Here is a 22,752-nt window from a genome sequence, read left to right on the forward strand (position 1 = left end):
CCCGTCTCCGGCGGCGGCGGAACCGGTGTGCGGTGCGCCACTGGGACCAACTGGTTGTGCGAGCGCCACTCGGATTGGGCACCCTTGACACGTCTGCTTCGCCCGAGGTGTGGAGGAAAAGTCGGTGACGCGCGCCGAGGACAGCACCGAGCACAGATCCGGCAGGCCGGAACTCGCCGACGTGTTCGCGGAGGACCCCGTGGGACGGGACCTCGCGGCCGTCGACTGGGCCGCGACGCCGCTCGGCCCGCCGCAGGACTGGCCGCAGAGCCTGCAAACCGCCGTCAGCGTGGTGCTGTCGTCGCGGTTCTCCATGTGGATGGCGTGGGGCCCGGAGCTGACCTTCTTCTGCAACAACGCCTATCGGCTGAACACGCTGGGCCGCAAGTACCCGTGGGCGCTCGGCCGCCCCGCCGCTCGGGTGTGGGCGGAGATCTGGGACGACATCGGGCCCAGGGTCGACAGCGTGCTCAGTTCCGGGCAGGCCACCTGGGACGAGGCGCTGCTGCTGTTCCTGGAGCGCTCGGGCTATCCCGAGGAGACCTACCACACCTTTTCCTACAGCCCGCTGCGCGACGACGACGGCGCCGTGGCGGGGATGCTGTGCGTCGTCAGCGAGGAGACCGACCGCGTCATCGGCGAGCGGCGGATGGAGACGTTGCGCGACCTCGGCTCCGACCCGAGCGTGGCGCGCGAGGAGCAGGAGGTGCTGGCGTTCGCCTGCGCGCAGCTCGAACGCAACCAGCGGGACCTGCCGTTCACCGTCACCTACCTCTTCTCGGACGGCCACGCGCGGCTGGCGGGGACCACCGGCATCGAGGGCGGTCACGCCGCCGCCCCCGCGTCCGTGTGGCCGGAGGACGAGGACGCGGTGTGGCCGGTGGCGGCGGCGCAGCGCGGCGAGTCCGTCGTCGTCGACCTCGCCGGGATCGACGGGCTGCCCACCGGCGCCTGGGAGCAGCCGCCCACCACTGCCCTGGTCGTGCCGCTGCAACGCGCGGGCGGTGAGCCGTACGGGTTCCTGGTGGCGGGCCTCGACCGGCACCGCCCCCTCGACGACACCTACCGCGGGTTCGTCGACCTGGTCGCGGGCCACCTCGCCGCCGGGATCGCCGGTGCCCGCGACTTCCGGGCGCAGCAGCGCAGGGCGGAGGAGCTCGCCGAGCTCGACCGCGCCAAGACGGCGTTCTTCTCCAACATCAGCCACGAGTTCCGCACGCCGCTGACGCTGATCATGGGGCCGCTCGGCGACCTGCGGGACCGGCTCGCGCAGGCGGACCCGCGGTCGTCGCAGGAGCTGGAGGTCATCCACCGCAACGGGTTGCGGCTCGGCAAGCTCGTCAACACGCTGCTCGACTTCTCGCGGCTGGAAGCGGGCCGCATGCAGGCGAGCTACCAGCCCGTCGACCTCGCGACGGTCACCGCGGAGCTCGCGAGCGTCTTCCGCTCGGCCGTGGAGAAGGCCGGGCTGGCCTTCGAGATCGACTGCCCGCCGCTGCCCGAACCGGTCTACGTCGACCTCGGGCTGTGGGAGAAGGTCGTCCTGAACCTGCTGAGCAACGCGCTCAAGTTCACCATCGAGGGCTCGGTGGGCGTCTCGGTGCGGGCGGCGGCCGGCCGGGCGGTCGTGACGGTCACCGACACCGGCGTGGGCGTGCCGGAGCACGAGATCCCACGGCTGTTCGAGCGCTTCCACCGCATCGAGCACACCTGGTCGCGGTCCAAGGAGGGCAGCGGCATCGGGCTCGCCCTGGTGCAGGAGCTGGTGGGCCTGCACGGCGGTGTCGTCCAGGTGCACAGCACCGAGGGCCACGGCACGAGCTTCGTCATCGAGCTGCCGTTCGGCAGGGACCACCTGCCCGCCGACGCCGTCACCGAGGACACCGCGCTGCCCGCGCCGTCCGACATCGCCGCGCCGTTCGTGCAGGAGGCGCTGCGGTGGCTGCCCGACCAGGGCCTCACCGTGGACGAGCTGCTCCTCAACACGGCGGGCAGCGCCGCGCCGGAGGTCACCGCCACCGTGCTCGTCGCCGACGACAACGCGGACATGCGCGAGTACCTGACCCGGCTGCTGGTGCGGGCCGGGTACCAGGTCCGCGCGGTCAACGACGGCCTCGCGGCGCTGGAGTCGGCCCGCGCCCACCCGCCGGACCTGGTGATCAGCGACGTGATGATGCCGCGCATGGACGGCCTGTCGCTCGTCACGTCGCTGCGCGCCGACCCGCGCACGATGGCGGTGCCGGTGCTGCTGCTGTCGGCGCGGGCCGGGCAGGAGGCGTCCGGCGAGGGCCTGCGGGCGGGAGCGGACGACTACCTCGTGAAGCCGTTCGCCGCCGCGGACCTGCTGGCGCGCGTGCGGGCGAACGTCGACCTGTTCCGCCTGCGCGGCCAGCACGCCCGCTGGCGCGACGCGTTGATCGACTCGTTGCAGGAGGCGTTCTTCGTCTGCGACGACGACGGCACGGTGGTCGAGATCAACGCCGCGTTCACCGACATCCTCGGCTACGGCCCGGAGGGCCTGCCCTACCCCGCGCCGCACCCGTGGTGGCCGGACGAGGAGACCGACCCCGAGGCGCGCAAGCAGTTCAACGCCGCGTTCGAGGCGCGGTCGGGACGCGACCAGCGCGGCCACACCGTGCCCGTGACGCACCGGGACGGCAGGCGGCTGTGGGTCAGCGCCCTGATGAACCCGGCCCGCGACCCGGACAGCGGCAGGACGATGACCGTCGGCACGTTCCGCGACGTGACGGCCGAGCACCACGCGCGCCGCCGGGAGACCGCGCTAGCCGAGATGAGCGTGCGGCTGTCGCGGGCGACCAGCACGGCCGACGCCCTGACCGGCGCGCTCGACCAGCTGCGGCACCTGTGGCGTGCCGACGTGCTGGCAGCGGTCTTCGGCAAGGGCGACACGCCGCGGGTGTGCGGCGCGGACGGCGACCTCGACTGGGACGAGCTGCAGGAGAGCCAGCGCACGACCCTCGGCGCGTTGACCGACCACCCCGCGCTCATCCCCGTCTTCGTCGGCGACGGCAGCACGGCGGTCGTCGTCGAGCACCCCGACGGGCCGATGGTGCTGTGGCTGCGGCTCGACCAGCGCCACCAGTTCACCGACCAGGACGAGATCCTGCTGTCGCTGCTGGCCGGTCACCTCACGCAGGGCCTGTCCCGCGCGCACCAGATCGACCAGCAGCGCGAGACGGCGCTGGCGTTGCAGCGGGCCATCCTCGGCCCGTCGCACCTGCCGGGCGGGTTCGCGGTGCGCTACGAGCCGGCGGCACGGCCGCTGGAGGTCGGCGGCGACTGGTACGACACGTTCCCGTTGCCCGACGGGCGGATCGGCATCGTCGTCGGCGACTGCGTCGGCCGCGGCCTCACCGCCGCCGCCGTGATGGGCCAGCTGCGCAGTGCCTGCCGGGCGTTGCTGTTGCAGGAGATCGGGCCCGCGCACGCGCTCATGACGCTCGACCGGTTCGCCGCCGCCATCCCCGGAGCCCTGTGCACGACGGTGTTCTGCGGCGTGCTCGACCCGGCGACGGGTCACCTCGTCTACTCCAGCGCCGGGCACCCGCCCGCGATCCTCGCGCTGGCCGACGGGACCACCGAGCTGCTGGAAGGCGGCCGGTCCATCCCGATCGCGGTCAAACCGGGTGTGCGGCGCACCGAGGCCGAGTGCACGCTGCCGCCGCGGTCCACCCTGCTCACCTACACCGACGGCCTGGTGGAACGCCGCCGCTGCTCGCTCACCGAAGGCATCGAGAAGGCCGCGCTGGCCGTCCAGGAAGGACGGTCGAGCGGGCTGGAGGACCTGGCAGGCCAGCTGATGGCGGACCTCGCGCCGGCGGACGGCTACGACGACGACGTGGCGCTGCTGCTCTACCGGCACCCCGCGCCGCTGGACCTGTCCTTCCCGGCGGAGGCGAACCGGCTGCACGAGACCCGCGGCACCGTGCGCGACTGGCTGCGCCAGTGCGGGTTCTCCCCCGGACGCGCCCAGAGCGTCCTGCTGGCCGTCGGAGAGGCGTGCGCGAACGCCATCGAGCACGCCTACCGCGGCACACGGCGCCGCGACGTCCGCATCCGGCTGGAGACCGCGGGCGACGCCGCGCTGCTCGCCACCGTCGCGGACTCCGGCACCTGGAAGACCCCGATGGACGACCCCGAGGCGCGCCGCGGCCGCGGGACCACGATCATGCTGTCGATGATGGACGAAGTAGCCATCCTCCCCGACCCGACCGGTACGACCGTGACGATGCAGGTGATGATCAACGATGACGCCGCTCAAGATCGACAAGACGACCGACTCGCAGGGGAGGTCGGTGGTCAAGGCGGTAGGTGAGATAGACCTGAGCAACACCTCCGCCTTCTCCGCCGCGCTCGCGGAGACCTCCGGCCCGCTCGTGGTGGACCTGACCGAGGTGCTCTACATCGACAGCGCGGGGATGAGCGTGCTGTTCACCTACGCCGACCGCGCGGAGATCGTGGCGAGCCCGCTGCTCGCGCCGATCATCGAGGTGTCGGGCCTGACGTCGATGGCGAAGGTCCACGGCATGGACGCCTGACCCCGCGGGAACGCGGGGGCCCCACGTTCCCGCCCGGGAAACGTAGGGCCCCCGCGTTCCCGTCGACGGCCGTGGGCAGGTGGGGTCAGCGGCGGAGGCGTTCGGCGGCCAGCCGGCCCGAGATCAGCACCGGCGGGATGCCCACGCCCGGTGTCGTGCCGCTGCCCGCCAGCACCACGTTGCCGTCGCGGAACGGCAGGTTCGCCGGCCGGAACGGCCCGGTCTGCGCGAACGTGTGCGCGGCCGAGAACGGCGTCCCGGCGGCCTGCCCGTCACGCGCCCAGTCGTCCGGCGTCACGATCGCGAGTGGTTCCGGGTCGACCAGGAGCTTGCGCGCGGACATCTCCTCGATCAGCTGCCCGGTGTACCGCTCGGCCAGCTTCTCCCAGCGCAGCGGCGCCACGTCGAGGTTCGGGCACGGCGCCAGCAGGTACTGCAGGTGCCTGCCCTCCGGCGCCAGCTCCGGGTCGGTCAGCGACGGGGTGGTGAGCAGCAGTGACGGGTCGCTCATCAGGGTGCCCTGACGGATGATCTCGTCGAACGTGCCGTCCCACTTCTCGCCGAAGGAGATGGTGTGGTGCGCGAGGTCGTCGGCCACCCGGCTGGAGCTGAGGTGGACCACGACCGCCGACGGCGACCAGCGCAGCGGCACGACCCGGCGGGGCTTGCCGCGCAGCAGCCGCGTGCTCTGCGCCGGTCCCGTCGCGAGAACCACGGCGTCGCAGGGGAAACGGGCGTCGGACGTGTGCACGGCCGCGACCCGGTTGCCGGTGCGTTCCAGCTCGGTGACCTCGACGCCGTAGACGAACTCGACCCCGGCGGCAGCGGCAGCGTCCGCCAGTGACTGAGGCACCGCGCGCATGCCGCCGCGCGGGAACCACACGCCCGCGATGGTGTCCATGTACGAGATGACGGCGTACGCGGCGAGAGCGTCACGGGGCGCGACACCGGCGTACAGGGCCTGGAAGGTGAAGACCCGGCGCAGCCGGTCGTCGTGCAGGAACTTGCCGACGGCGCGGGCGAGCGAGCCGAAGCCGCCGAGGCGGGCGAGCTTCACCAGGTCGGGGCCGAGCAGGTCCAGCGGGGAGTCGAAGCTCGCGCCGATGAACCTGTCCCGCTCGACCTCGTAGAGCCGGCCCAGCCAGTCGCGCAGGTCGCGGTAGCCCTGCGCCTCCCGCGCTCCGGCGAAGTCGTGCACCGCCTGTTCCATGCGGTCCGCGTCGGTGTGCACGTCGAACGCGCTGCCGTCGGCGAACGTCGCGCGGTAGGCCGGGTGCAGCGGCAGCAGTTCGAGGTGGTCCTCCCGCCGCGCGCCGACCGCGCCGAAGGCGTCGTCGAGCAGTTCCGGCATGGTCAGCACGGTCGGTCCCGTGTCGATGCGGTGGCCGTCCACGTCGAGCCGGCCCGCGAGCCCGCCGGGGTGCGGCTGCTTCTCCAGCACCGTCACCTCGTGCCCGGCCCCGCGCAGGTGCAGCGCGGCCGACAACCCGGAGAGACCGGCTCCCACCACGACCACACGGTCCGTGCGGCCCTTCACCACGTGCACCACTGCTGCTCTCTCTCCTGCTCAGGTCGTCCGCGCCACGGCGCGGTCCGCGAGGCGCACCAGCTCGTGCCGCGCCTCGTCGTCGATCGCGGCGCGGTCCAGCGCCGCCAGTCCGGTGGCCGCGAGGCGGCCGATGTACTCCTCCACCGCCGCGACGGCTCCCAGCTCCACCAGCAACGATCGCACCTCGTCCACGGTCCGGCCGGTGACGGCCCCGCCTTCGAGGCACCGCCGGAGCAGCTGCTGCGCCGCCGGGCGGTCCTGCGCACGGGTCAGGGCGATCGACATCAGCGGCGTCCGCTTGCCCTCCCGCAGGTCCTCCCCCACCGGCTTGCCGGTCACCGACGAGTCGCCGAACACCCCGATGAGGTCGTCGCGCAGCTGGAACGCCACGCCGATGTCGTGGCCGTAGGCGCGCAGGCAGTCGATGACGTCGTCGCTCGCCCCGGCGAGCGCCGCGCCGAGGTGCAGCGGCCGTTCGACGGTGTAGGCGGCGGTCTTGAGCGCCGCGACCCGCACGGCGTGCTCCATCGACTCCTCGCGCCGGGCGACCGCCAGCAGGTCGAGGTGCTGTCCCATGATCATCTCGGTGCGCATCGCCTGCCACGGCCCCCACGCGCGGCTGAGCACGTCCATCGGCAGGCCCGCGGTCATGAGCGCGTCGTCGGCCCACGCCAGCGCCAGGTCGCCCACCAGGATCGCCGCCGAGTCGCCGTACTGGCGCGCGCTGCCCGCCCAGCGCTGCTGCCGGTGCCGCGCCGCGAACGACTCGTGCACGGCGGGCTTGCCGCGCCGGGTCGCCGACCGGTCCATCACGTCGTCGTGCACGAGCGCGCAGCACTGCAGCAGCTCCAGCGCGACCATCGCCCGCACGACGGCGTCCGCGGGCGGTGCTCCCCCCGCCGCGCGCCACCCCCACCAGGCGAACGTGGGCCTGATCCTCTTGCCACCGGCCAGGACGAGGCCGCGCAGCTCGGTGCTCAGCTCGGGCGCCAGGTCCTGCCTGGCCGCCAGGAAGTCGTGCAGGGCGTCGTCCAGGAGGACCCTGAAGTCGTCGACGTGTGACGTGCGAGCGTCCACGCTGGTCAGCAGCGACATCGGTGTTCCCCCGGGATGGTCGGCGGGCGTTGGGTGGTTCGAGCTAAGCAGCGAGATCGGAGGTCCGCATGATGAGCGGTGTCGTTGTGCGCCGGAGCACCGTCGGAATTAGCGTGGACCCACCATCTCCGCGAAAGGACAGCTGATGTCGGCTGAGCGCGAACTGGACGCCGCGGGTATCACCGCACCGGCGTTGCGCGACGCGTACCGGCGCTGCCGTGAGCTCAACGCGCAGCACGGCCGTACCTATTATCTGGCAACGAGGTTGCTCAGCGCGGAGCAACGGCCCGCCGTGCACGCGCTGTACGGGTTCGCCCGCTGGGTGGACGACGTGGTCGACGACGTCCACAGTGGACTGGACGAGAAGGTCGCCGCTCTCACGGCGATCGACGGGCGGGTGCAGGCCGCCCTGAAGGACGGGGCGACCGACGACCCGGTGCTGTCGGCGCTGATCGACACCGTGCACCGCTACGACATTCCCGTCGCGCACTTCCAGGACTTCATGGCCTCGATGCGGATGGACCTCACCGTCACCGACTACCCCACGTACGCCGATCTCGAACGCTACGTGCACGGCTCGGCCGCCGTGATCGGGTTGCAGGTGCTCCCGGTGCTCGGCACCTGCGTGCCGAGGGAGGAGGCCGAACCCGCCGCGGCGGCGCTCGGCGTCGCCTTCCAGCTCACCAACTTCATCCGCGACGTCGGCGAGGACCTCGACCGCGGCCGGGTGTACCTGCCCGCGGACGAGCTGGCGGCGTTCGGCGTCGACCGCGAGCGGCTGCTGCACGCGCGGACAGCGGGCCAGGCCGATCCTCAGGTCAAGGCCGCGCTGCGCGACCAGGTGCGGCGGGCACGCGGCGTCTACCAGAAGGCGTGGCCCGGCATCGGGATGCTCGCGCCCCGGTCGCGGCCGTGCGTGCTGACGGCGTACCGCCTCTACGGCCGCATCCTCGACCTCGTCGAGGACGCGGACTGCGACGTGCTGTCGCGCCGCGTCGTCGTGTCGAACGGCAGGCGGCTCGCCGTCGCGCTGCCGGCGCTCGCGAGGGCGGTGTTCGCCCGTGCCGCCTGACAAGGCCCCCGAGGGGAAGGTCCCGCTGCGCGACCGGATTCCGTTGCGCGTCTACCAGAGCCCGCCGTGGCGTGAGCAGCGGCCGACGTGGCAGGACGCGAAACCCGCCCTGATCGAGGCGGCTTTGAAACGCGCGATGGCACGTCCGTCCGGCAACTGGTTCGTCGCGGGCGCGAGCAGGGACGTGGTGAAGGGCAAGCCGTGCGGGCGCACCATCGCTGGCCAGGAGGTCGTGCTCTGGCGCGGCCCGCACGGGGTGCTCATGGCCGGGTCGGGGTCGTGCCCGCACCTGGGAGCGCCGCTGTGCGACGGCGCCGTGGCCGAGGGCAAGCTGATCTGCCGCTGGCACGGGCTCGCGCTCGAAGGCAAGCGGTTCGGCGCGTGGACGCCCTACCCCGCGCACGACGACGGCGTGCTCGTGTGGGTCCGGCTCGACCAGGTGGGCGGCGAGGAGCCGCTGGACGCCCCGGTCCTGCCCGTGCGTCCGCCGGAGGGGTCGATCGACGCGGTGGCGACGCTCATCGGCCGCTGCGACCCGGAGGACGTCGTCGCGAACCGGCTCGACCCGTGGCACGGCGCGTGGTTCCACCCGTACTCGTTCGCCAACCTGCACGTCCTGGAGACGCCGACCGAGGCGGACGACCGCTTCCTGGTGGAGGTGACGTTCCGGCTCGCCGGACGGATCGGCGTGCCGGTCGTCGCCGCGTTCACCTGCCCGGAGCCGCGCACGATCGTGATGCACATCGTCGAGGGCGAGGGCAGTGGCAGCGTGGTCGAGACGCACGCCACGCCGATCCGCGAGGGCAGGACCGCCGTGGTCGAGGCCACCATCGCGCACTCGGACCGTCCGGGGTTCGCGCTGGCCAAGCCCGCCGCCGGAATGTTTCGGCCGGTCATGAGGTGGGCAGCCGCACGGCTGTGGCGTGACGACCTCGCCTACGCCGAACGTCGCCACGCGCTACGACAGGCGGGCCGCTTCCCGGACTGACACCCCCCGAGTTGCGTCGTTTCTGAGTCGATTTTACGATGGTCCCATCATCGTGGTCGTCTCAGCAGAGGACGTGCGTCATGCCCGAGTTGTCCCGTTTGCCCCAACCGGTCGCGGAGTCGTGGGACTGGCAGCTGTCCGGCCTGTGCCGAGGCATGGACAGCGCCTACTTCTTCCACAAGCCGAACGAGCGGGGCGCCGCGCGCGAGCAGCGCGAGGCCACGGCGAAGGCGATCTGCCAGCGCTGCCCCGTCATGGAGAAGTGCCGTTCGCACGCGCTGGAGGTCCAGGAGACCTTCGGCATCTGGGGAGGGCTGGGTGAGAGCGAGCTGAGGGCGATCCTCGCGAAGCGGGCCCGCCGGACGTCGTGACGTACACGCCGCGCGCGGTCGCGGGGATGCTCGGCATCGCCCCGACCACGCTCAGGACGTGGGACCAGCGGTACGGCCTGGGCCCGTCGCACCGCACGGGCGGCGGCCACCGCCGCTACGACGACGCGGACCTGGAGGTCCTGCGCCGCATGGTCGTGCTGATCGGCCAGGGCGTCTCCCCCTCGTCCGCCGCGGTGCTGGCCCGCAGGGGCCCCGCCGCCCGGCCGGCCCACCCGCACGCACCGCTCGGCACCGACGACGCGACGGCCGCCCAGCGGGGTTTCCTCACCGCGGCACGACGTCTCGACGAACCCCTCATGCTCGACCTCGCCGCGAAGCTCCTCTCCGACCACGGCGTCGTGTCCGCGTGGGAGTCGGTCTTCGTGCCGTGCCTGGTCGAGCTCGGCGAACAGGTCTCCGAACGAGGCCAGGGCGTCGAGGTCGAGCATCTGGCGAGCGGCAGCATTTTGCACTCGTTGCGGGAGGTCCCCCGCGCACCCGGCCCCGGTGTGCTCGCCGCGTTGCTGTCGTGCGCACCCGACGAACAGCACGTGCTGGCACTGGAGGCACTGGGCGCGGGGCTGTCCGAGGAGGGCTGCCACTGGCGCAACCTCGGGGCACGGGTGCCACCCGACGCGTTGTTCGACGCGGTGGCGCGGCTGCGCCCGTCCGTCGTGCTGGTCTGGGCGCACCGGACCGACCTCGCCGAGCAGGTGCCGCTGGACGAGCTGTGCGCACGGTCCGGTGCCACGGTGGCGGTCGCCGGGCCGGGGTGGGCGGGGCTGCCGCTGCCGGACGCGGTGCTCCACCCCGCCCGCCTGTCCGACGCGATCGAACTGGTGCTGGACCGCGTCCGCGCCTGACCCCGAACCGCCCCCTGACGCCGGCTCACCTTTGCCACGCGGGAGCCCTACGTTTCCGTGTAGGGCACGCGGGAGCCCTCCGTTTCCGTGAGGCGCACGTGGGGTCCCGCGTGCGGCCGGGGCGGCTACACCGAGCGCCAGCGGCGGGCCGCGGCGCGCAGCAGCGGCACGCGTCCCTCCACCGGCACGCTCCACAGCTCCGTCCCCGCCACGCCCCAGCGGCTCAGCAGGCGGTTCGCCGCGGCGAACCCCGTGGTGGCCGCGCGTTCCATCAGCGCCACCGGCAGGTTGATGCGCACCAGGTCGCCCGCCACCACCAGGTACTCGTCGGGTGTCGTCACGCCCGGCCTGCCCGCGTAGCCGCCCGCCGGGAACAGCGGGCAGTCCGCGCGCAGCTCGTGGCGCTCGTCCACGATCCCGGCCCGTTTGGTCTCCGGGTAGACCTCGGTGAGCTGCTGCCACAGCCGCGCCCGCGCCGACTCCTCGTCCACGTCGTCGGGCAGCGCGTAGCCGTGCAGCTCCACGACGGACCCGCCAGTGCGGGCGGCCCAGGCCCGTGCCTCGTGCTCGTAGTGGTCGAGGACGCTGATGTTGTCGAGCAGGTCGTGCCCGCCCGTGCCGAGGAAGCCGGGCCGGTCGGCGTCGACCGGGAGGTCGAGCCAGTACCGCGACACCAGGAACCGCGGCGCGGTCTGGAGCGCGCCGACCTTCCGCCGCCACGCGGCGTCCGCGAGCGACGGCGAGGCGCCGACCAGTGAGCGCAGGCCGGGGACGTCCGCGGCGAGCACGACGGCGTCGGCCTCGATCGCGCCTTCGCCGATGGTCACCGAGAACCGCTTGCGCTCCCCCGGCAGCACCGACCGCACCTCGACGCCCGTGCACACGGTCGCGCCCAGCGAGGCGAGGTGCCGGCCGAGCGGCTCCCACAGGCCGTGCGGGAACGGGTCGGCGGCCACGTCGAACAGCAGGCCCTCGCCGGAACCGAGGAAGTAGATGTGGAACATGACCGCGAGCTCGGCCGCCGACATGCGGGTCGGGTGGGCGAAGAAGCTGCGCGAGAACACCTCGAACGCGAGCGCGTGCGCCGCCTCCGGGAAGCGGATGCGCTCCAGGTAGGTCGCCGCGTCGAAGTGGTCGAGCTCCTCGTAGACGCGCGGCACCGCCACGTCGAGCAGCGACAGCGCGGCGCGAGCGTTCACGTCCGGCAGGTCGCGCCAGCGGAACGTGGGGCTGTTGCGCAGGAACGCCAGCACGTTCCACGGCACGGTCGTCGGCAGCCCGGCGAACGAGTCGCGGGGGCCGGAGGCGTGCTGCAACGGGTAGTCGGGCAGGGCGACGAGCGCACGGCCGGTCGGGTCGACGCGCTTCAGCAGCGCCCGCAGGTTGTAGTACTGCCGGAAGAACGCGTGGAAGCCACGGGTCATCGTGACCTCGCTGCCGTCGGCGAGCCGGGTGCTCCAGCCGCCGGCCCGGCCGCCGAGGTAGTCCTCGCGCTCGCACAGCACGACCCGCGCGCCGCGTTCGGCCAGCAGCGTCGCGGCCGACAGACCGGCGATGCCACCGCCCACCACCGCGATCACGGGCGCGTCCCCGTCGAAGTGCGCTCGCCCGGCCGGTGCCGGTACCCGCACGGCCCGGCGGTCCCTCACGACCGCTCCGGCGCGTGACCGAGGAACGTGTGCACGACGCCGAGCTGCAAGCCCGGCACGGGTGCGCTGCGCACGCCGACGAAACCGTTGCGCCGCAACCGGTCCCGCAACGCCGTCGCCCCGTCGAAGTCCATCACGCTGCGCCACAGGTAGGTGTAGAGCGACCGGTCGCCCGTCACGAGCCACCCGGCCGGCACGACGATCCCGCACAGCGCGGTCCACACCGCCGTGTCCACCAGCGAGTCGCGCACCGAGTACTCGTGCAGCACCAGCCGGCCGCCCGGTTCGAGGAAGTCCTTGACCCTGCGCAGGGTCGCGTCCGGCTCGGGCAGGTTGCGCACCAGGTAGGCGGCGAACACCGCGTCGAACGTGCCCTCGTCCACGTCCTCCGCCCGGCTGTGCACGAACTTCACCGTGGACGGCCAGCGCTTCCGCCGCGCCTGGTCGAGCATTCCCTCCGAGGCGTCGACGGCGACGATCTCCACGCCCGGCGCCGCCGCGACCAGTGCCGCCGTGGAGGCCCCCGTCCCGCACCCGAGGTCGAGCACCCGCATGCCGGGCTTGAGCCGCAACGCCCCGGCGGAGCGCCGCAACGCCTGGTGGTAGCCGGGGTTCAGCCCGACGAGGAGGTCGTAGCCGCGTGCGGCGCGGTCGAACTTCCCCGGTACCTCAAGCTTGTTCACGTGCGCGCCTTTCCCGTTCCCGATCTCCCACGACGACCGTATGGGTGACACGGCCGATCCGCACGACGACGGGACCGGAAACCGTCAGGTGGCTTTCGAGATCGCGTAGTAGGAGTCGACCGTGTCGCCGTCGATCCCCACGTACGCGTCGACCCACCCGGCGGCCGCACGCACCAGCACGTCCAGCACGGCGTACGCCTGACCTTGCGCCAACGCCATCAACACGGACACGACGCGGCCGTTGTCCGCACAGGCCAGCCCGCTCAGCAACGCGGAGGCGGCGTCCACCGCGCTCTCCTCGGGCGGTGCGCCGGGGACCGTCACCGCGATCCGCGCGGCCGGGTCGAGCGAGCCGCACGGGATGCCCCGCAGCAGGATCGCCGCGCACGCGTCGATGGCGACCATCGTCGCCTGGTCGTCGGACGCCAGGGTCCGCACGACACCGGAGGCCCACGGGAGGTCACGCCGGTTCACGGCGCCAATCGCGGCCAGGGTCAGGTTCCTGGCCCGAGAGTCGTCGAGCAGCTCCATCGACGGCATGTCTCCTCTCCAGTCGTTCCCCGACCGGCATGTGTCCCGCGCACGTTCTGTCCGTCCACAACGCCGTCAATGGTCAAACGACCGGACGGGCCGTGCACGACGACCGGAGTGCGGTTCACCCGTCCGCAGCAGCGTGGACGAGTGAACATGGCCTTCATCGCGGACCGGCGGACCACTCCCGCGCCGCCCGGCGCAGCGCGGGCGTCACCCAGGCCGTCACGACCCCGCACAGCAGCACCGCGAGCCCGGCGGCGATCCCTGCCCGCGGGTCGCCCGCCGTCACGGACACCACCCCGGCGAGCCCGGCGCCGAGCGGCTGGCCGAGACCCCAGGCCAGCATCCTGGCCGTCGTGTTCACCCGCGACCGCAGCTCTTCCGGGCACACCTGCTGCCGGTAGGTGATGCCGTTGATCACCACGGCCGCCCCGGCCGCGCCCCAGTACACCGCCGCCGCGCACACCGGCAGCCAGTGCCCGCTCACCAGCACGAGCACGCCACCCAGCAGCGACGCCGGCAACGCCGCCAGCGCGACAGCGGCGTTGCCCCACCTCGCGGTCAGCCGCGGCAGCGTCCGTGCGGCGATGATCGCGCCCACACCCCAGCAGCTGAACAGAGCGGCGAGCCGGACGTCCCCGCGCGGTGCGATGCCCAGGACCTTGTCGGCGTACGGCACCAGCACCGCGAAGTACGCGCCGGTCACCACCGAGTGCGTCGCGCCGACGAGAGTCAGCGTGCGGACCACCGGCTCCACCCACACGAACCGCAGGCCCTCCCGCACGTCCGCGACGAGCTCACCGGCTCCCTTGACCGGCCGCGGGTTCGCCAGGCTCGTCGTGATGGCCCGTAACAACAACGCCGACGCGACACCGGTCAGCGCGTTCACCGCCAGCAGCGCCGCCGGGGCGACGACCGCCACGAGCAGCCCGGTGAGGCCCGGCACGACGAGCTCCAGCACCGTGGTGCGGCCGAAGACGACCGAGTAGGCGGCCGTGAGCCGTTCCTTGCCGACCAAAGCGGGCAACGCGCCGAAGTTCGCGGCGTCGAAGAACACGAACGCGGTCTGCGCCGCGAACGCCACCACCACGACGTGCGGAGCGGTCAGCACGCCCGCGAGCCACGCCAGCGGCACGCTCGCCAGCACGGCGGCCACGGAGAAGTCGAGCGCGACCATCATCTTCCGGCGGTCGAGCCGGTCCGTGAGCGCTCCGGCGAGCAGGCCGAACACCAGGTACGGCAACGCCTCCGCCGCGGCCACCGCCGACGTCCAGCCCGCCGACCCGGTGAGCTGGTAGACGAGGACGGGCAGCGTCACGGCCGCGATCACGGCGCCGAAGACCGACAGCGTCCGCGCGTGCAGATAGCGCGCGAAGTCGCGACCTGCCGCGAAGTCCCCCATGCCGCTCAGCCTAGGACGTTGCCGCCGCCGGTGGATCTTCCACGTGTGGCAGGCCCGCCCAGGGCTCTGGTGCGATCACACCAGAGCCCCGGGGGGTGGTTCAGGAGCGTGTCCTGTGCCGGGTCACTACTTCTTCGAGGCGGCTGCTGCTGCTTTCTTGTGCGCGTCGTACTGCCTCTTCGCCTCCAGCACGTCCGTGACCGTGCACCAGCCGTACGCGGCGGAGGTGGGGATGTCCCGGATGCAGATCATCTCCTCCTTGTTGGTGTCGGTGTTCGACGTCACCGCGACCGAGGTGAAGTAGTGGCCGGGCGTGCCCTTCTTGAAGATCACGCACCAGTCGCCGTACTCGACGCCGACGAGGCCGGGGACGGCGTAGATGCCGGGTGGCGCGTTGGGGTCGAGCTTGCCCGCCGGGTACGAGGCGTCGATCACCGTGCCCTCCCACAGCTCGCCGACGGCCTGGTTGAAGGTGCGGTGTGCCAGGTACTGCCCCGGCTCTTCGATCATCATGCGCAGCAGGCGGGCCACCGGCAGCCGCCTCGACGTGTCGGCGGCGGGCTTGTCCGGTCCCCCCACGGGCACCCCGCCCGGGACCTGCTGCGGCAGCCACGACCGCAGCCACTCCGGCACCTCGATCGCGGCCATCAACGGCGGGACCACGTCCCGCGTCAGGAAGTCCGCCCATCGCTCGCGCTGGTCCCACCGGACCCAGTCCTGCCCTCGGGGCGCGGCGGGCACCGCGGTCGTGAAAGACCGCCGGACCGACTGGCGCACGGTGCCGCGGACCTGCGCGCGCAGTGCGAAGATCATCGAGGTCATCGGCTGTCCTCCTGCGCACCGCTCGCGGCGAGCTCGGCGAGCGCCGCCTTGGTGTCCTCGGCGATCCAGAGCAGCAGCTCCTGCTCGCTGACCTGGGCCCACCGCGCGGGATCGGTCTTCGCCGCCTCGGCGAGACCGGCGGCGATGCCCGCGGCGATCCGCTCGGCCAGCCCGCTCGCGAGCGGCGGCTCGGCGGGCGGGCCGGCCTTGCCGCCCGCCACCGCCGTCTTCCGCGGGGTCACGTCGACGGCCTCGGCGGCCGTCCTGGTTCTCTCGGGTAAGGATGGCTCTTCCATGGGCGCGAGTATGCCCGGGAGATGATCCACAGTCCATGAACGAGAGGGCATGCGCGGGGCCGTTGTGCGTTGCCCCGCAGGCGAAGTCGTGGCCGGGCCGGTGCTCGGCCCGGCCACGCGCACGGCATCAGCCGAGCAGGCAGAGCAGCGAGCAGGCTTTCGCGGACGACCAGTCGCTGTACGCCCGCGTCCCGTTCACCGGCGTGTACTTGGCCTTCGCCTTGTTGGTCAGCGGGAACAACGACAGCAGCGCGTACGTCGAGCAGTGCACCACCTTCGACTCACCCGGCTGCAACGCGAACGGCCCCGTCTGGCAAGCCGGTTCCACGTCGTCGACGACATAGGCGTCCGTGATCGCGATCGGGCCGTTGTTGGTGACGGTCACGCGCCAGTAGGCGGTCGCGTTCAGCAGCCCGAGGATGCCCACGGGCGCCTGCTTCACCCACGGCCCGGCACCGCCCGCCTTGCAGTTCGACGGCGTGTACGAGCCGCAGATCTCCTTGTTCACCACCACGTTCGGCGCGCACGCCGAGCCGGGTGCCACCTGCCGCGTCACGGTGTTCGACGTGAGACTGCCGGTGGCGTCCTCGGCGCCGGCCGTGTTGGCGACCGACGTGACCGGGCAGTCGGCGGAGATGGTGGTGCGGAAGCACATCTGCGGCGCGTCACCGGTGAACTCCACGACCAGTGACGGCTGGTTGCCGCCGCCGAAGTCGGACGCGTTGTTCAGCACGATCGTCGCCGTGACGGTGAGCGAGGCGGCCTGGACACCGCTCAGGTCGACCGTGCCGTCCGGGGCGAAACCCGGTGTGGCGACGGGGTTTCCACCCTGGTCGAGGACCGTGACGGTGGACGCGCCGAGGTTCACGTTCGCCGGGGTGACGCCGGTGAGCCGCGCCCTGTCGTAGGTGACGGCGTGCGGTTTGCCGTCGCAGTAGAACTGCGCCGGGTTGAGCGACACGGAGGCGCCACTGCGCACGCAAGGCGACGCCCCCGTGTCAGGATCCATCGAGAACAGCACGCCCGCGTCGCCCAGCCCGATCAGGCAGCCGGTGGGCTCGTCGAAGGCGTAGCCGTAGTCCCTCGTGTTACCGCCGTTGACGTTCGGGTGGGTGATGCGCAGCGGCAGACCGGCGCACGAGGTGCCGGTGCTCCAGTCGTGGCACACCGCCGCGCCCTGGTACGGGCCGCCCCAGATCGGGAAGTAGCCGCGCACGCGGTCACCGGTGCGGACGACCTCCGGGTTGAACACCAGGACGCCGTTCTCCAGCCCGGCCGCAGCCACGGGGGCGGGCAGCGGAGAGCCGTCGACCGCGTAGCAGGTGGTGACGTTGACCCCCGTCGTGCTGGCGCACACGCCGGTCTCCGCACCCGTCGTGCTGTAGGCGGTGTAGGCGTTGTAGATGTGGTTCCCCAGCGGCCCCACCGGTTTCGCGGCAGGCCAGCCGGCGCACGCGGTGGTGGTGGCCGGGTCGAAGCAGCCGAGCACCGGCACGGTGCCGGAGGGCATCGACGACGACGCGAACAGCTTGCCCGCCGCGACGGCCAGCGCGCCGAGGTAGTACCCGCCGCTGTTGGTGAACGGCACGATCGGCGCGTAAGGCTGGTTCGCGCAGGCGCTCTGGGTGGCGAGCGTCCAGCACAGCACGTGGCCGGAGGTCGCGACGCCGTAGGCGTTCCCGTTCAGCTCCACCAGCCCGGCCAGCTCGATCGTCTGGCCGCCGCGGTCCATCAGCGGCCAGTAGCCGCAGTTGCCGGGCGCGGCGAGGTCGAGGCAGGCGACGCCGACCGACGTCGCGGTGGTCGCCGAGTAGTAGACGCGGTCCGGGTTCGCCGGGTCGCGGACGTACTGGGGTTCCAGCCCGCTCTGGATGTCACCGGCGCCGAACGGGCCGGGAGTCGTGCCGAGCTGCTTCGGCCACGGGCCGCCCGCGCAGGGCGCGTTGGTCGTGAGATCGGTGCACACCAGCTTCGGGACCGAGGGGGCCGCGTGGTGGTAGATGTTCCACGCCTGAAGGCTGCCGTCGGTGGTGCGGTGCAGGATCGGCGTGAAGCCGTCGCCGCCCGTGGAGCTCGCGCTGGCCTGGACGGGAGGCGTCAGCAGACTGGAGAGAGCGGTTCCACCGTTGCGCACGCCGGGATGCGTGGCGGTGACGGTCGGTCCCTCGGAACCGGTCCAGCCCGGTGGTACCTGGAGCGAACCGGAGACGAGCGTCTGGCCGGCTCCGACGGTGTCGCTGATGGTCGCGGGGCCGTCGGCCCCGCTGGAGTAGGACACGACCCAGGTGGCGACGTCACCGTGGGAGGCGGGGTCGGACACGCCCTGCACGGACTTGGTGAGCGTGGAAGCGGCGGGCTGGGCGGACACGGGGGCGGCGGCGGTGACGGCGCTACCCGCGAGCACGGTAGCCAGCGCCAGCGCGGGCAGGCGTCTTCGCACGAGCGTTTCCTTTCGTCGACGTGATTCGCGAACGGACGCCGACGTTAGGCCCGCTGGAGCACTCCGGCGGACACCTCACCCGCGTGCGCGGCGGAACTGCCCCTTCAGACCAGCGCGCGAGGGCGGAACACGCGGCCCGGCGGGTGTTTCCACATCAGTCTCGAATGGACTTTCACCCCTCCGGCCATAGCCCTGCCCATTGGACAACCTGATGGGTGGAGGCCAGGATGAGCCGGGTGGCACTCGACGCCGAAGCCCGTTCGATCGTCCTCCGCCGCTACTCCCAGCACGTGATCGAGCTTGTGCTGCTGGTGGCCGTGTCCCTGCTGAGCCTGGTGCCGGGGTTCTTCCTGGCGGCGGGTCTGGTGAGACTCGGGGTGCCGTCCGAGCACTTCGCCCTCCTGGCGGTACTCCCGATGGCCGTGGTGCCCCTGCTCGCGGTGGCGTGGGCCGAGATCTGGTACCCGTACCGGCACGGTGGCTCGACCCCGGCGATGCGCTGGCTGGGCATCCGGATCACGACGCTGCGCGGCGGCGAGCCGTCGTTGCGCGACTACTTCGTGCGCTGGCTGCTGATGGTGGTGGACGGGCTGCTGTTCGGACTCGTCGGCGCCGTGCTGATCGCCGTGACGCCGCGCAACCAGCGGTTCGGGGACATCGTCACGGGCACCGTCGTCGTGCGGCGCGTCACCTGAGCAAGCCGTTGCGCCAGGCCCAGATCGCGGTCTCGGTGCGGTTGCGCGCGCCGATCTTGTCCTGGGCGTTGGCCAGGTGCGACTTCACCGTCGACAGCGACACCCGCAGCCGGGCGGCGATCTCCGCGTTGGTCGAGCCGCGGCCCACCGCGAGCACCACGTCGAGCTCGCGGCCGGTCAGCGGGGTGGCCGGCTTCGCCCGCCCGCCCGCTCCGGTGAAGTGCGCGAGCAGCCGCACGGTGACGGCGGGCGAGACCAGCGCCTCTCCCCGCACGGCCGCGTGCACCGCCTCGACCAGCAGCCGCGGCCGGGCGTCCTTGAGCAGGAACCCGCACGCGCCCGCGAGCAACGCCGCGTAGACGTTCTCGTCGACGTCGTAGGTCGTGACCACGAGCACCCGCAACGGGTCCTCGACGCCCGGCCCGGCGAGCAGCTCGGTCGCCCGCAGGCCGTCGAGCTTCGGCATCCTGATGTCCATCAGCGTCACGTCGGGGCGCAGCTGCCGGGCGAGCCGCACGGCCGCCTCCCCGTCCGCGGCCTCGCTGATCACCGTGATGCCCGGCTCGGCGTCGAGGACCAGCCGGAAGCCGGTGCGGACCAGCGTCTGGTCGTCGGCGACCAGCACCCGGATCGTCATCAGATCCCCCTCGGCAGCGCGTCGGTGTCGAGCGGCAGCGTGGCCGTGACGCGCCACCCGTCCGTGCCGCGCGGACCGGCGGTGAGGCCGCCGCCCACGGCCTCCATCCGTTCCGCCATGCCGAGAACACCGTGTCCCGGCTCCGCAGCGCGGTCCGGCACGCCGTCGTTGTCGATCTCCACCACGAGCTCCCCGTCCCGCGTCCTGGCCGTGACGTCCACCCGCGTCGCCTGCGCGTGCCTGCGGACGTTCGTCAACGCCTCCAGCAGAACCCGGTGCAGCGCGACGGAAACCCGTGCCGGAAGCGTCATCCGCCCAGCCTCGCCGTCCAGTCGCAGCGACGCCTCCTCCCCCACCGCGGCCCGCAGCACGTCCTCCAGCTCGAGACTCGGCGACGGCAGCGGCTCGTCGCTGCGCAGCACACCGACGAGACCCCGGGTCGCCGTCAACGCGTCCGCCGCCGCCTGTTCGATCTGGTCGTAGACCTCCAGCGGGTCCTGCGGCGGTGCGGCCGGGTTCTCCGCCAGCGCCTGGGCCGCGCGGGTCCGCACCACGATGCCGGTGACGTGGTGCGCCACCAGGTCGTGCAGGTCACGGGCGAGCTGGAGCCGGTCCTCGGTGCGGATGCGCTCCAGCTCGCGCCGGTGCCGGGCGTCCGCGTCGCGCAGGATCAGGCCCAGCACCAGCGCGGCACCCCACGCCAGCGCGGCGGCCACCGGGAACAGCGCGGCCGGGAACCCGAGCCCGTACCGCACGATCGGCGCGAGCACGACGGTGGCGCAGGCGGCGACGGCGAGCACCGCCGCCCGCACGGGAGGAAGCCGGCGGCACCCCGCGGCGGCCACCAGCAGCAGCGCCAGCACCTCCGTCACCGGCGGCCGCGCGGGCACCGCGTCCACCCACGCCGCCGACGCCGTGCCGAGCAGCGAGAGAGCGATGACCGCGCCGCCGAGCAGCTCGATCCGGCGCGGGAACCGGCGCCGCAGCACCGCGAGGACCGCGGCGGCCTCGCCCGCGTACGGCACGACCGACGCGAGCAACGTCCCCCAGGCCCCGTGCGGCTGCTCTCCGCCCGCCACCAGCACCGCGTCCACCACGACCGCGGCGAGCAGCGCGACGACCTCGGCGATGAACACACCGCGCCGCGCCTGCGTTCCCCCTGCGGTCATGCGGACATTCTCCGCTACCGCGTCCGCTTGACGGTCTCGAAGTACGCGTTGGACGCGGGCAACCAGCTCGCCACCACGGCGAGCGCGGCCACCAGGGCACCGCCGTACGCGGGCAGCGTCGCCCCGCCCTCCCCGATGAACAGGCTCGCCACCTGGAACACCGTGAGCACGCTCAGCAGCACCCGCGCCCAGTTGCGCCCCGACCGGAGCTTGAACGCGAGCCACAGCTGCACCAGCGTGATCAGCACCGCGATGCCCGCGAACAGCACCTGGCTGAAGGTGGCGGCGCTCTGCAGCTGTTCCTCGGTCATCGCGGTGCCCGACGACCTGAGCGCGTCGACCAGGTCGTCCCGCGTGCCCACCAGCACCCCGACCGACGTGACGGTGAAGACGCACGACACGAGGAACCCCGCGAACGCGGCGGTCACCGTGGCCGGCGGCGTGGCCCTATCCGTTGCAGTAGTCATGATCACGACGGTAAGAGCAGGTCAGAGCGCCTGCGAGCGGGAGAGCCGGCATCTCGTACTTTCGGCTGGGCCCCGATTGCGGCCCGCCCGGCCCACCACCAGGATGCGGCGCTCACCCGCCGGTCACCACGCCGATCCGGACCGGACCGCGCCACTCCTCCTCCGGCGACAGCACCTCGCCCCGGCTCGTGACCACGACCCTGCCCCGCCGCGCCAGCTCCCTGGCGGCCGACCGCGCGGGCCCCATCAGGTCGCGCCACCCGTCACCACCCACCTCGCGGGCGGCCTCGGACGGGCAGATCGTCTTGTCCGGTCCTCGTTCCGCCGCCAGCGCCAGGATCGCCCGCTCCAGCCGCCGCTGCACCGCCTCCACCACACCGGCCTACCCGCGAGGAGCCCGGCGAACCCCCGTTTTTCCCGCTGGTGCGCAGGGTATTGACGACTCGTGACCGACCTGACGCTCGACTCCGCCAACCTCCTCGTCGACGGCTACACCGCCCGGTTCCCCGACAACGACGAACCGGTGCTCCTCGACGCCGACGGCAACGAGGTGGACACGTGGCGGGAGAACTACCCGTTCACCGAACGGATGTCGCGCCCCGAGTACGACCGGCTCAAGCGCCTGCTGCAGATCGAGCTGCTGAAGCTGCAGTACTGGGTGCGGGAGACCGGGCAACGGCTCGTCATCCTGTTCGAGGGCCGTGACGCGGCGGGCAAGGGCGGCACCATCAAGCGGTTCACCGAGAACATCGACCCGCGCGGCGCCCGCACCGTCGCCCTCGACAAGCCGACCGAACGCGAACGCGGTGAGTGGTACTTCCAGCGCTACGTCCGCAGGCTGCCCACCGCGGGCGAGATCGTCCTGTTCGACCGCTCCTGGTACAACCGCGCCGTGGTCGAGCACGTCATGGGCTACTGCACCCAGGACGAGTACGACCTGTTCATGCGGCAGGCACCGGAGTTCGAGCGGATGCTCGTCGAGGACGGCATGCTGCTGGTGAAGTTCTGGTTCTCGGTGTCCCGCAAGGAACAGCGCACCCGGTTCGTCATCCGCCAGATCGACCCGGTGCGCCAGTGGAAGCTCAGCCCGAACGACATCAAGTCGCTCGACCGCTGGGACGACTACACCGAGGCGAAGGTCGCGATGCTGCGCGCCACCGACACCGAGATCGCGCCGTGGACCGTCGTGAAGAGCAACGACAAGAAACGCGCCCGCATCGAGGCGATGCGCAGCGTGCTGGCCCGCTTCGACTACGCCGACAAGGACCACGAGGTGGTCGGCGTGCCCGACGCCCGCGTCGTCGGTCCCGCCGCGACGCTGCTGGAGGAGGGCGAGGACGAGACGGCGCTCAGCCCCACCCCCATCGCCTCCGTCCCCCGGCACGGTCCCGGTCTGCACCCCGAGGAGTGACCACCCGCCGGGAACGGTGCCGGCTGACCGCCGCGACCGGTCTCCCCGGC

The 22,752-nt window shown here is 72.6% G+C and carries 21 protein-coding genes; 8 read left to right on the forward strand and 13 right to left on the reverse strand.

Annotation, left to right across the window (positions count from 1 at the left end):
• The first annotated feature begins 124 nt into the window (after positions 1-124).
• Both BLT23_RS07390 and BLT23_RS07395 read left to right on the forward strand, forming a co-directional pair.
• On the forward strand, positions 125-4,336 hold the full coding sequence (locus BLT23_RS07390; protein WP_245743779.1) for a SpoIIE family protein phosphatase: 4,212 nt from the start codon (positions 125-127) through the stop codon (positions 4,334-4,336).
• Entirely contained in the window at positions 4,317-4,559 is a 243-nt protein-coding gene (locus tag BLT23_RS07395; protein WP_245743781.1) for an STAS domain-containing protein, read from the forward strand. Before BLT23_RS07390 ends, BLT23_RS07395 begins: the two co-directional genes overlap by 20 nt.
• An 85-nt stretch (positions 4,560-4,644) precedes the next feature.
• On the opposite strand, the gene crtI is transcribed toward BLT23_RS07395, so the two are convergent.
• Both crtI and BLT23_RS07405 read right to left on the reverse strand, forming a co-directional pair.
• Positions 4,645-6,105 (reverse strand): phytoene desaturase family protein, encoded by a 1,461-nt coding sequence (crtI, locus tag BLT23_RS07400; protein ID WP_218133665.1) that lies wholly within the window; start codon positions 6,103-6,105, stop codon positions 4,645-4,647.
• Between the two features lie 21 nt (positions 6,106-6,126).
• The gene (locus BLT23_RS07405; RefSeq protein WP_090046991.1) at positions 6,127-7,203 is read right to left on the reverse strand and encodes a polyprenyl synthetase family protein; all 1,077 of its coding nucleotides are present in this window, start codon (positions 7,201-7,203) and stop codon (positions 6,127-6,129) included.
• Between the two features lie 145 nt (positions 7,204-7,348).
• Between BLT23_RS07405 and BLT23_RS07410 the strand changes: the two genes are divergently transcribed.
• The 4 genes from BLT23_RS07410 (at position 7,349) to BLT23_RS07425 (ending at position 10,497) form a co-directional block, all read left to right on the forward strand.
• The gene (locus BLT23_RS07410) at positions 7,349-8,275 is read left to right on the forward strand and encodes a phytoene/squalene synthase family protein (protein WP_090046993.1); all 927 of its coding nucleotides are present in this window, start codon (positions 7,349-7,351) and stop codon (positions 8,273-8,275) included.
• Positions 8,265-9,263, forward strand: a complete 999-nt coding sequence (locus BLT23_RS07415) for a DUF5914 domain-containing protein (RefSeq protein ID WP_425434359.1) — start codon at positions 8,265-8,267, stop codon at positions 9,261-9,263. Before BLT23_RS07410 ends, BLT23_RS07415 begins: the two co-directional genes overlap by 11 nt.
• 80 nt (positions 9,264-9,343) lie before the next feature.
• Positions 9,344-9,634 carry a WhiB family transcriptional regulator gene (locus BLT23_RS07420; RefSeq protein ID WP_090046994.1) on the forward strand — a complete coding sequence of 97 codons (291 nt, stop codon included), beginning with the start codon at positions 9,344-9,346 and terminating at the stop codon, positions 9,632-9,634.
• Complete coding sequence (locus tag BLT23_RS07425) at positions 9,631-10,497, forward strand: MerR family transcriptional regulator (RefSeq protein WP_090046996.1); 867 nt, start codon at positions 9,631-9,633, stop codon at positions 10,495-10,497. The genes BLT23_RS07420 and BLT23_RS07425 overlap by 4 nt, the downstream gene beginning before the upstream one ends.
• A gap of 125 nt (positions 10,498-10,622) precedes the next feature.
• On the opposite strand, the gene BLT23_RS07430 is transcribed toward BLT23_RS07425, so the two are convergent.
• From BLT23_RS07430 to BLT23_RS07460, 7 genes are all read right to left on the reverse strand, one after another.
• Complete coding sequence (locus BLT23_RS07430; protein WP_090046997.1) at positions 10,623-12,146, reverse strand: FAD-dependent oxidoreductase; 1,524 nt, start codon at positions 12,144-12,146, stop codon at positions 10,623-10,625.
• Positions 12,143-12,829: a class I SAM-dependent methyltransferase gene (locus BLT23_RS07435; protein WP_090046998.1), complete on the reverse strand. Its 687-nt coding sequence runs from the start codon at positions 12,827-12,829 to the stop codon at positions 12,143-12,145. Before BLT23_RS07435 ends, BLT23_RS07430 begins: the two co-directional genes overlap by 4 nt.
• Before the next feature lie 84 nt (positions 12,830-12,913).
• On the reverse strand, positions 12,914-13,369 hold the full coding sequence (locus BLT23_RS07440) for a hypothetical protein (protein WP_090047000.1): 456 nt from the start codon (positions 13,367-13,369) through the stop codon (positions 12,914-12,916).
• Positions 13,370-13,523: 154 nt separating this feature from the next.
• Positions 13,524-14,765, reverse strand: a complete 1,242-nt coding sequence (locus tag BLT23_RS07445) for an MFS transporter (RefSeq protein WP_090047002.1) — start codon at positions 14,763-14,765, stop codon at positions 13,524-13,526.
• 126 nt (positions 14,766-14,891) lie between these two features.
• Positions 14,892-15,587: a hypothetical protein gene (locus BLT23_RS07450; RefSeq protein WP_090047003.1), complete on the reverse strand. Its 696-nt coding sequence runs from the start codon at positions 15,585-15,587 to the stop codon at positions 14,892-14,894.
• Positions 15,584-15,883: a hypothetical protein gene (locus tag BLT23_RS07455; RefSeq protein WP_143035857.1), complete on the reverse strand. Its 300-nt coding sequence runs from the start codon at positions 15,881-15,883 to the stop codon at positions 15,584-15,586. Before BLT23_RS07455 ends, BLT23_RS07450 begins: the two co-directional genes overlap by 4 nt.
• A 127-nt stretch (positions 15,884-16,010) precedes the next feature.
• Positions 16,011-18,323, reverse strand: a complete 2,313-nt coding sequence (locus BLT23_RS07460) for a DUF7617 domain-containing protein (RefSeq protein ID WP_245743783.1) — start codon at positions 18,321-18,323, stop codon at positions 16,011-16,013.
• A 227-nt stretch (positions 18,324-18,550) separates the two neighbouring features.
• Here BLT23_RS07460 and BLT23_RS07465 point away from each other — a divergent pair, with 227 nt between their 5' ends.
• Positions 18,551-19,018 carry an RDD family protein gene (locus BLT23_RS07465; protein ID WP_090047006.1) on the forward strand — a complete coding sequence of 156 codons (468 nt, stop codon included), beginning with the start codon at positions 18,551-18,553 and terminating at the stop codon, positions 19,016-19,018.
• On the opposite strand, the gene BLT23_RS07470 is transcribed toward BLT23_RS07465, so the two are convergent.
• From BLT23_RS07470 to BLT23_RS07485, 4 genes are all read right to left on the reverse strand, one after another.
• A complete protein-coding gene (locus tag BLT23_RS07470) occupies positions 19,011-19,655 on the reverse strand; it encodes a response regulator (protein ID WP_090047008.1) in 645 nt (214 codons plus the stop codon). The genes BLT23_RS07465 and BLT23_RS07470 overlap by 8 nt on opposite strands.
• Entirely contained in the window at positions 19,655-20,824 is a 1,170-nt protein-coding gene (locus tag BLT23_RS07475) for a sensor histidine kinase (protein ID WP_090047010.1), read from the reverse strand. The genes BLT23_RS07470 and BLT23_RS07475 overlap by 1 nt, the downstream gene beginning before the upstream one ends.
• 14 nt (positions 20,825-20,838) lie before the next feature.
• Positions 20,839-21,291, reverse strand: coding sequence for a hypothetical protein (locus tag BLT23_RS07480; protein WP_143035858.1), 453 nt, complete (start codon positions 21,289-21,291; stop codon positions 20,839-20,841).
• Between the two features lie 112 nt (positions 21,292-21,403).
• On the reverse strand, positions 21,404-21,655 hold the full coding sequence (locus tag BLT23_RS07485; RefSeq protein WP_090047755.1) for a DUF3253 domain-containing protein: 252 nt from the start codon (positions 21,653-21,655) through the stop codon (positions 21,404-21,406).
• Positions 21,656-21,736: 81 nt separating this feature from the next.
• Here BLT23_RS07485 and ppk2 point away from each other — a divergent pair, with 81 nt between their 5' ends.
• Positions 21,737-22,702 carry a polyphosphate kinase 2 gene (ppk2, locus tag BLT23_RS07490; RefSeq protein ID WP_245743784.1) on the forward strand — a complete coding sequence of 322 codons (966 nt, stop codon included), beginning with the start codon at positions 21,737-21,739 and terminating at the stop codon, positions 22,700-22,702.
• The last annotated feature ends 50 nt before the right edge of the window (positions 22,703-22,752 follow it).

It is taken from the genome of Lentzea fradiae, from assembly GCF_900100955.1.
Lineage (GTDB): Bacteria > Actinomycetota > Actinomycetes > Mycobacteriales > Pseudonocardiaceae > Lentzea > Lentzea fradiae.

Bases quoted from the DNA above. Each gene is read 5' to 3' on its own strand.
- BLT23_RS07405 (WP_090046991.1), bottom strand. From the start codon at position 7,203: ATGTCGCTGCTGACCAGCGTGGACGCTCGCACGTCACACGTCGACGAC.
- BLT23_RS07410 (WP_090046993.1), top strand. From the start codon at position 7,349: ATGTCGGCTGAGCGCGAACTGGACGCCGCGGGTATCACCGCACCGGCG.
- BLT23_RS07420 (WP_090046994.1), top strand. From the start codon at position 9,344: ATGCCCGAGTTGTCCCGTTTGCCCCAACCGGTCGCGGAGTCGTGGGAC.
- BLT23_RS07440 (WP_090047000.1), bottom strand. From the start codon at position 13,369: ATGCCGTCGATGGAGCTGCTCGACGACTCTCGGGCCAGGAACCTGACC.
- BLT23_RS07445 (WP_090047002.1), bottom strand. From the start codon at position 14,765: ATGGGGGACTTCGCGGCAGGTCGCGACTTCGCGCGCTATCTGCACGCG.
- BLT23_RS07450 (WP_090047003.1), bottom strand. From the start codon at position 15,587: ATGACCTCGATGATCTTCGCACTGCGCGCGCAGGTCCGCGGCACCGTG.
- BLT23_RS07455 (WP_143035857.1), bottom strand. From the start codon at position 15,883: ATGGAAGAGCCATCCTTACCCGAGAGAACCAGGACGGCCGCCGAGGCC.
- BLT23_RS07465 (WP_090047006.1), top strand. From the start codon at position 18,551: ATGAGCCGGGTGGCACTCGACGCCGAAGCCCGTTCGATCGTCCTCCGC.
- BLT23_RS07470 (WP_090047008.1), bottom strand. From the start codon at position 19,655: ATGACGATCCGGGTGCTGGTCGCCGACGACCAGACGCTGGTCCGCACC.
- BLT23_RS07475 (WP_090047010.1), bottom strand. From the start codon at position 20,824: ATGACCGCAGGGGGAACGCAGGCGCGGCGCGGTGTGTTCATCGCCGAG.
- BLT23_RS07480 (WP_143035858.1), bottom strand. From the start codon at position 21,291: ATGACTACTGCAACGGATAGGGCCACGCCGCCGGCCACGGTGACCGCC.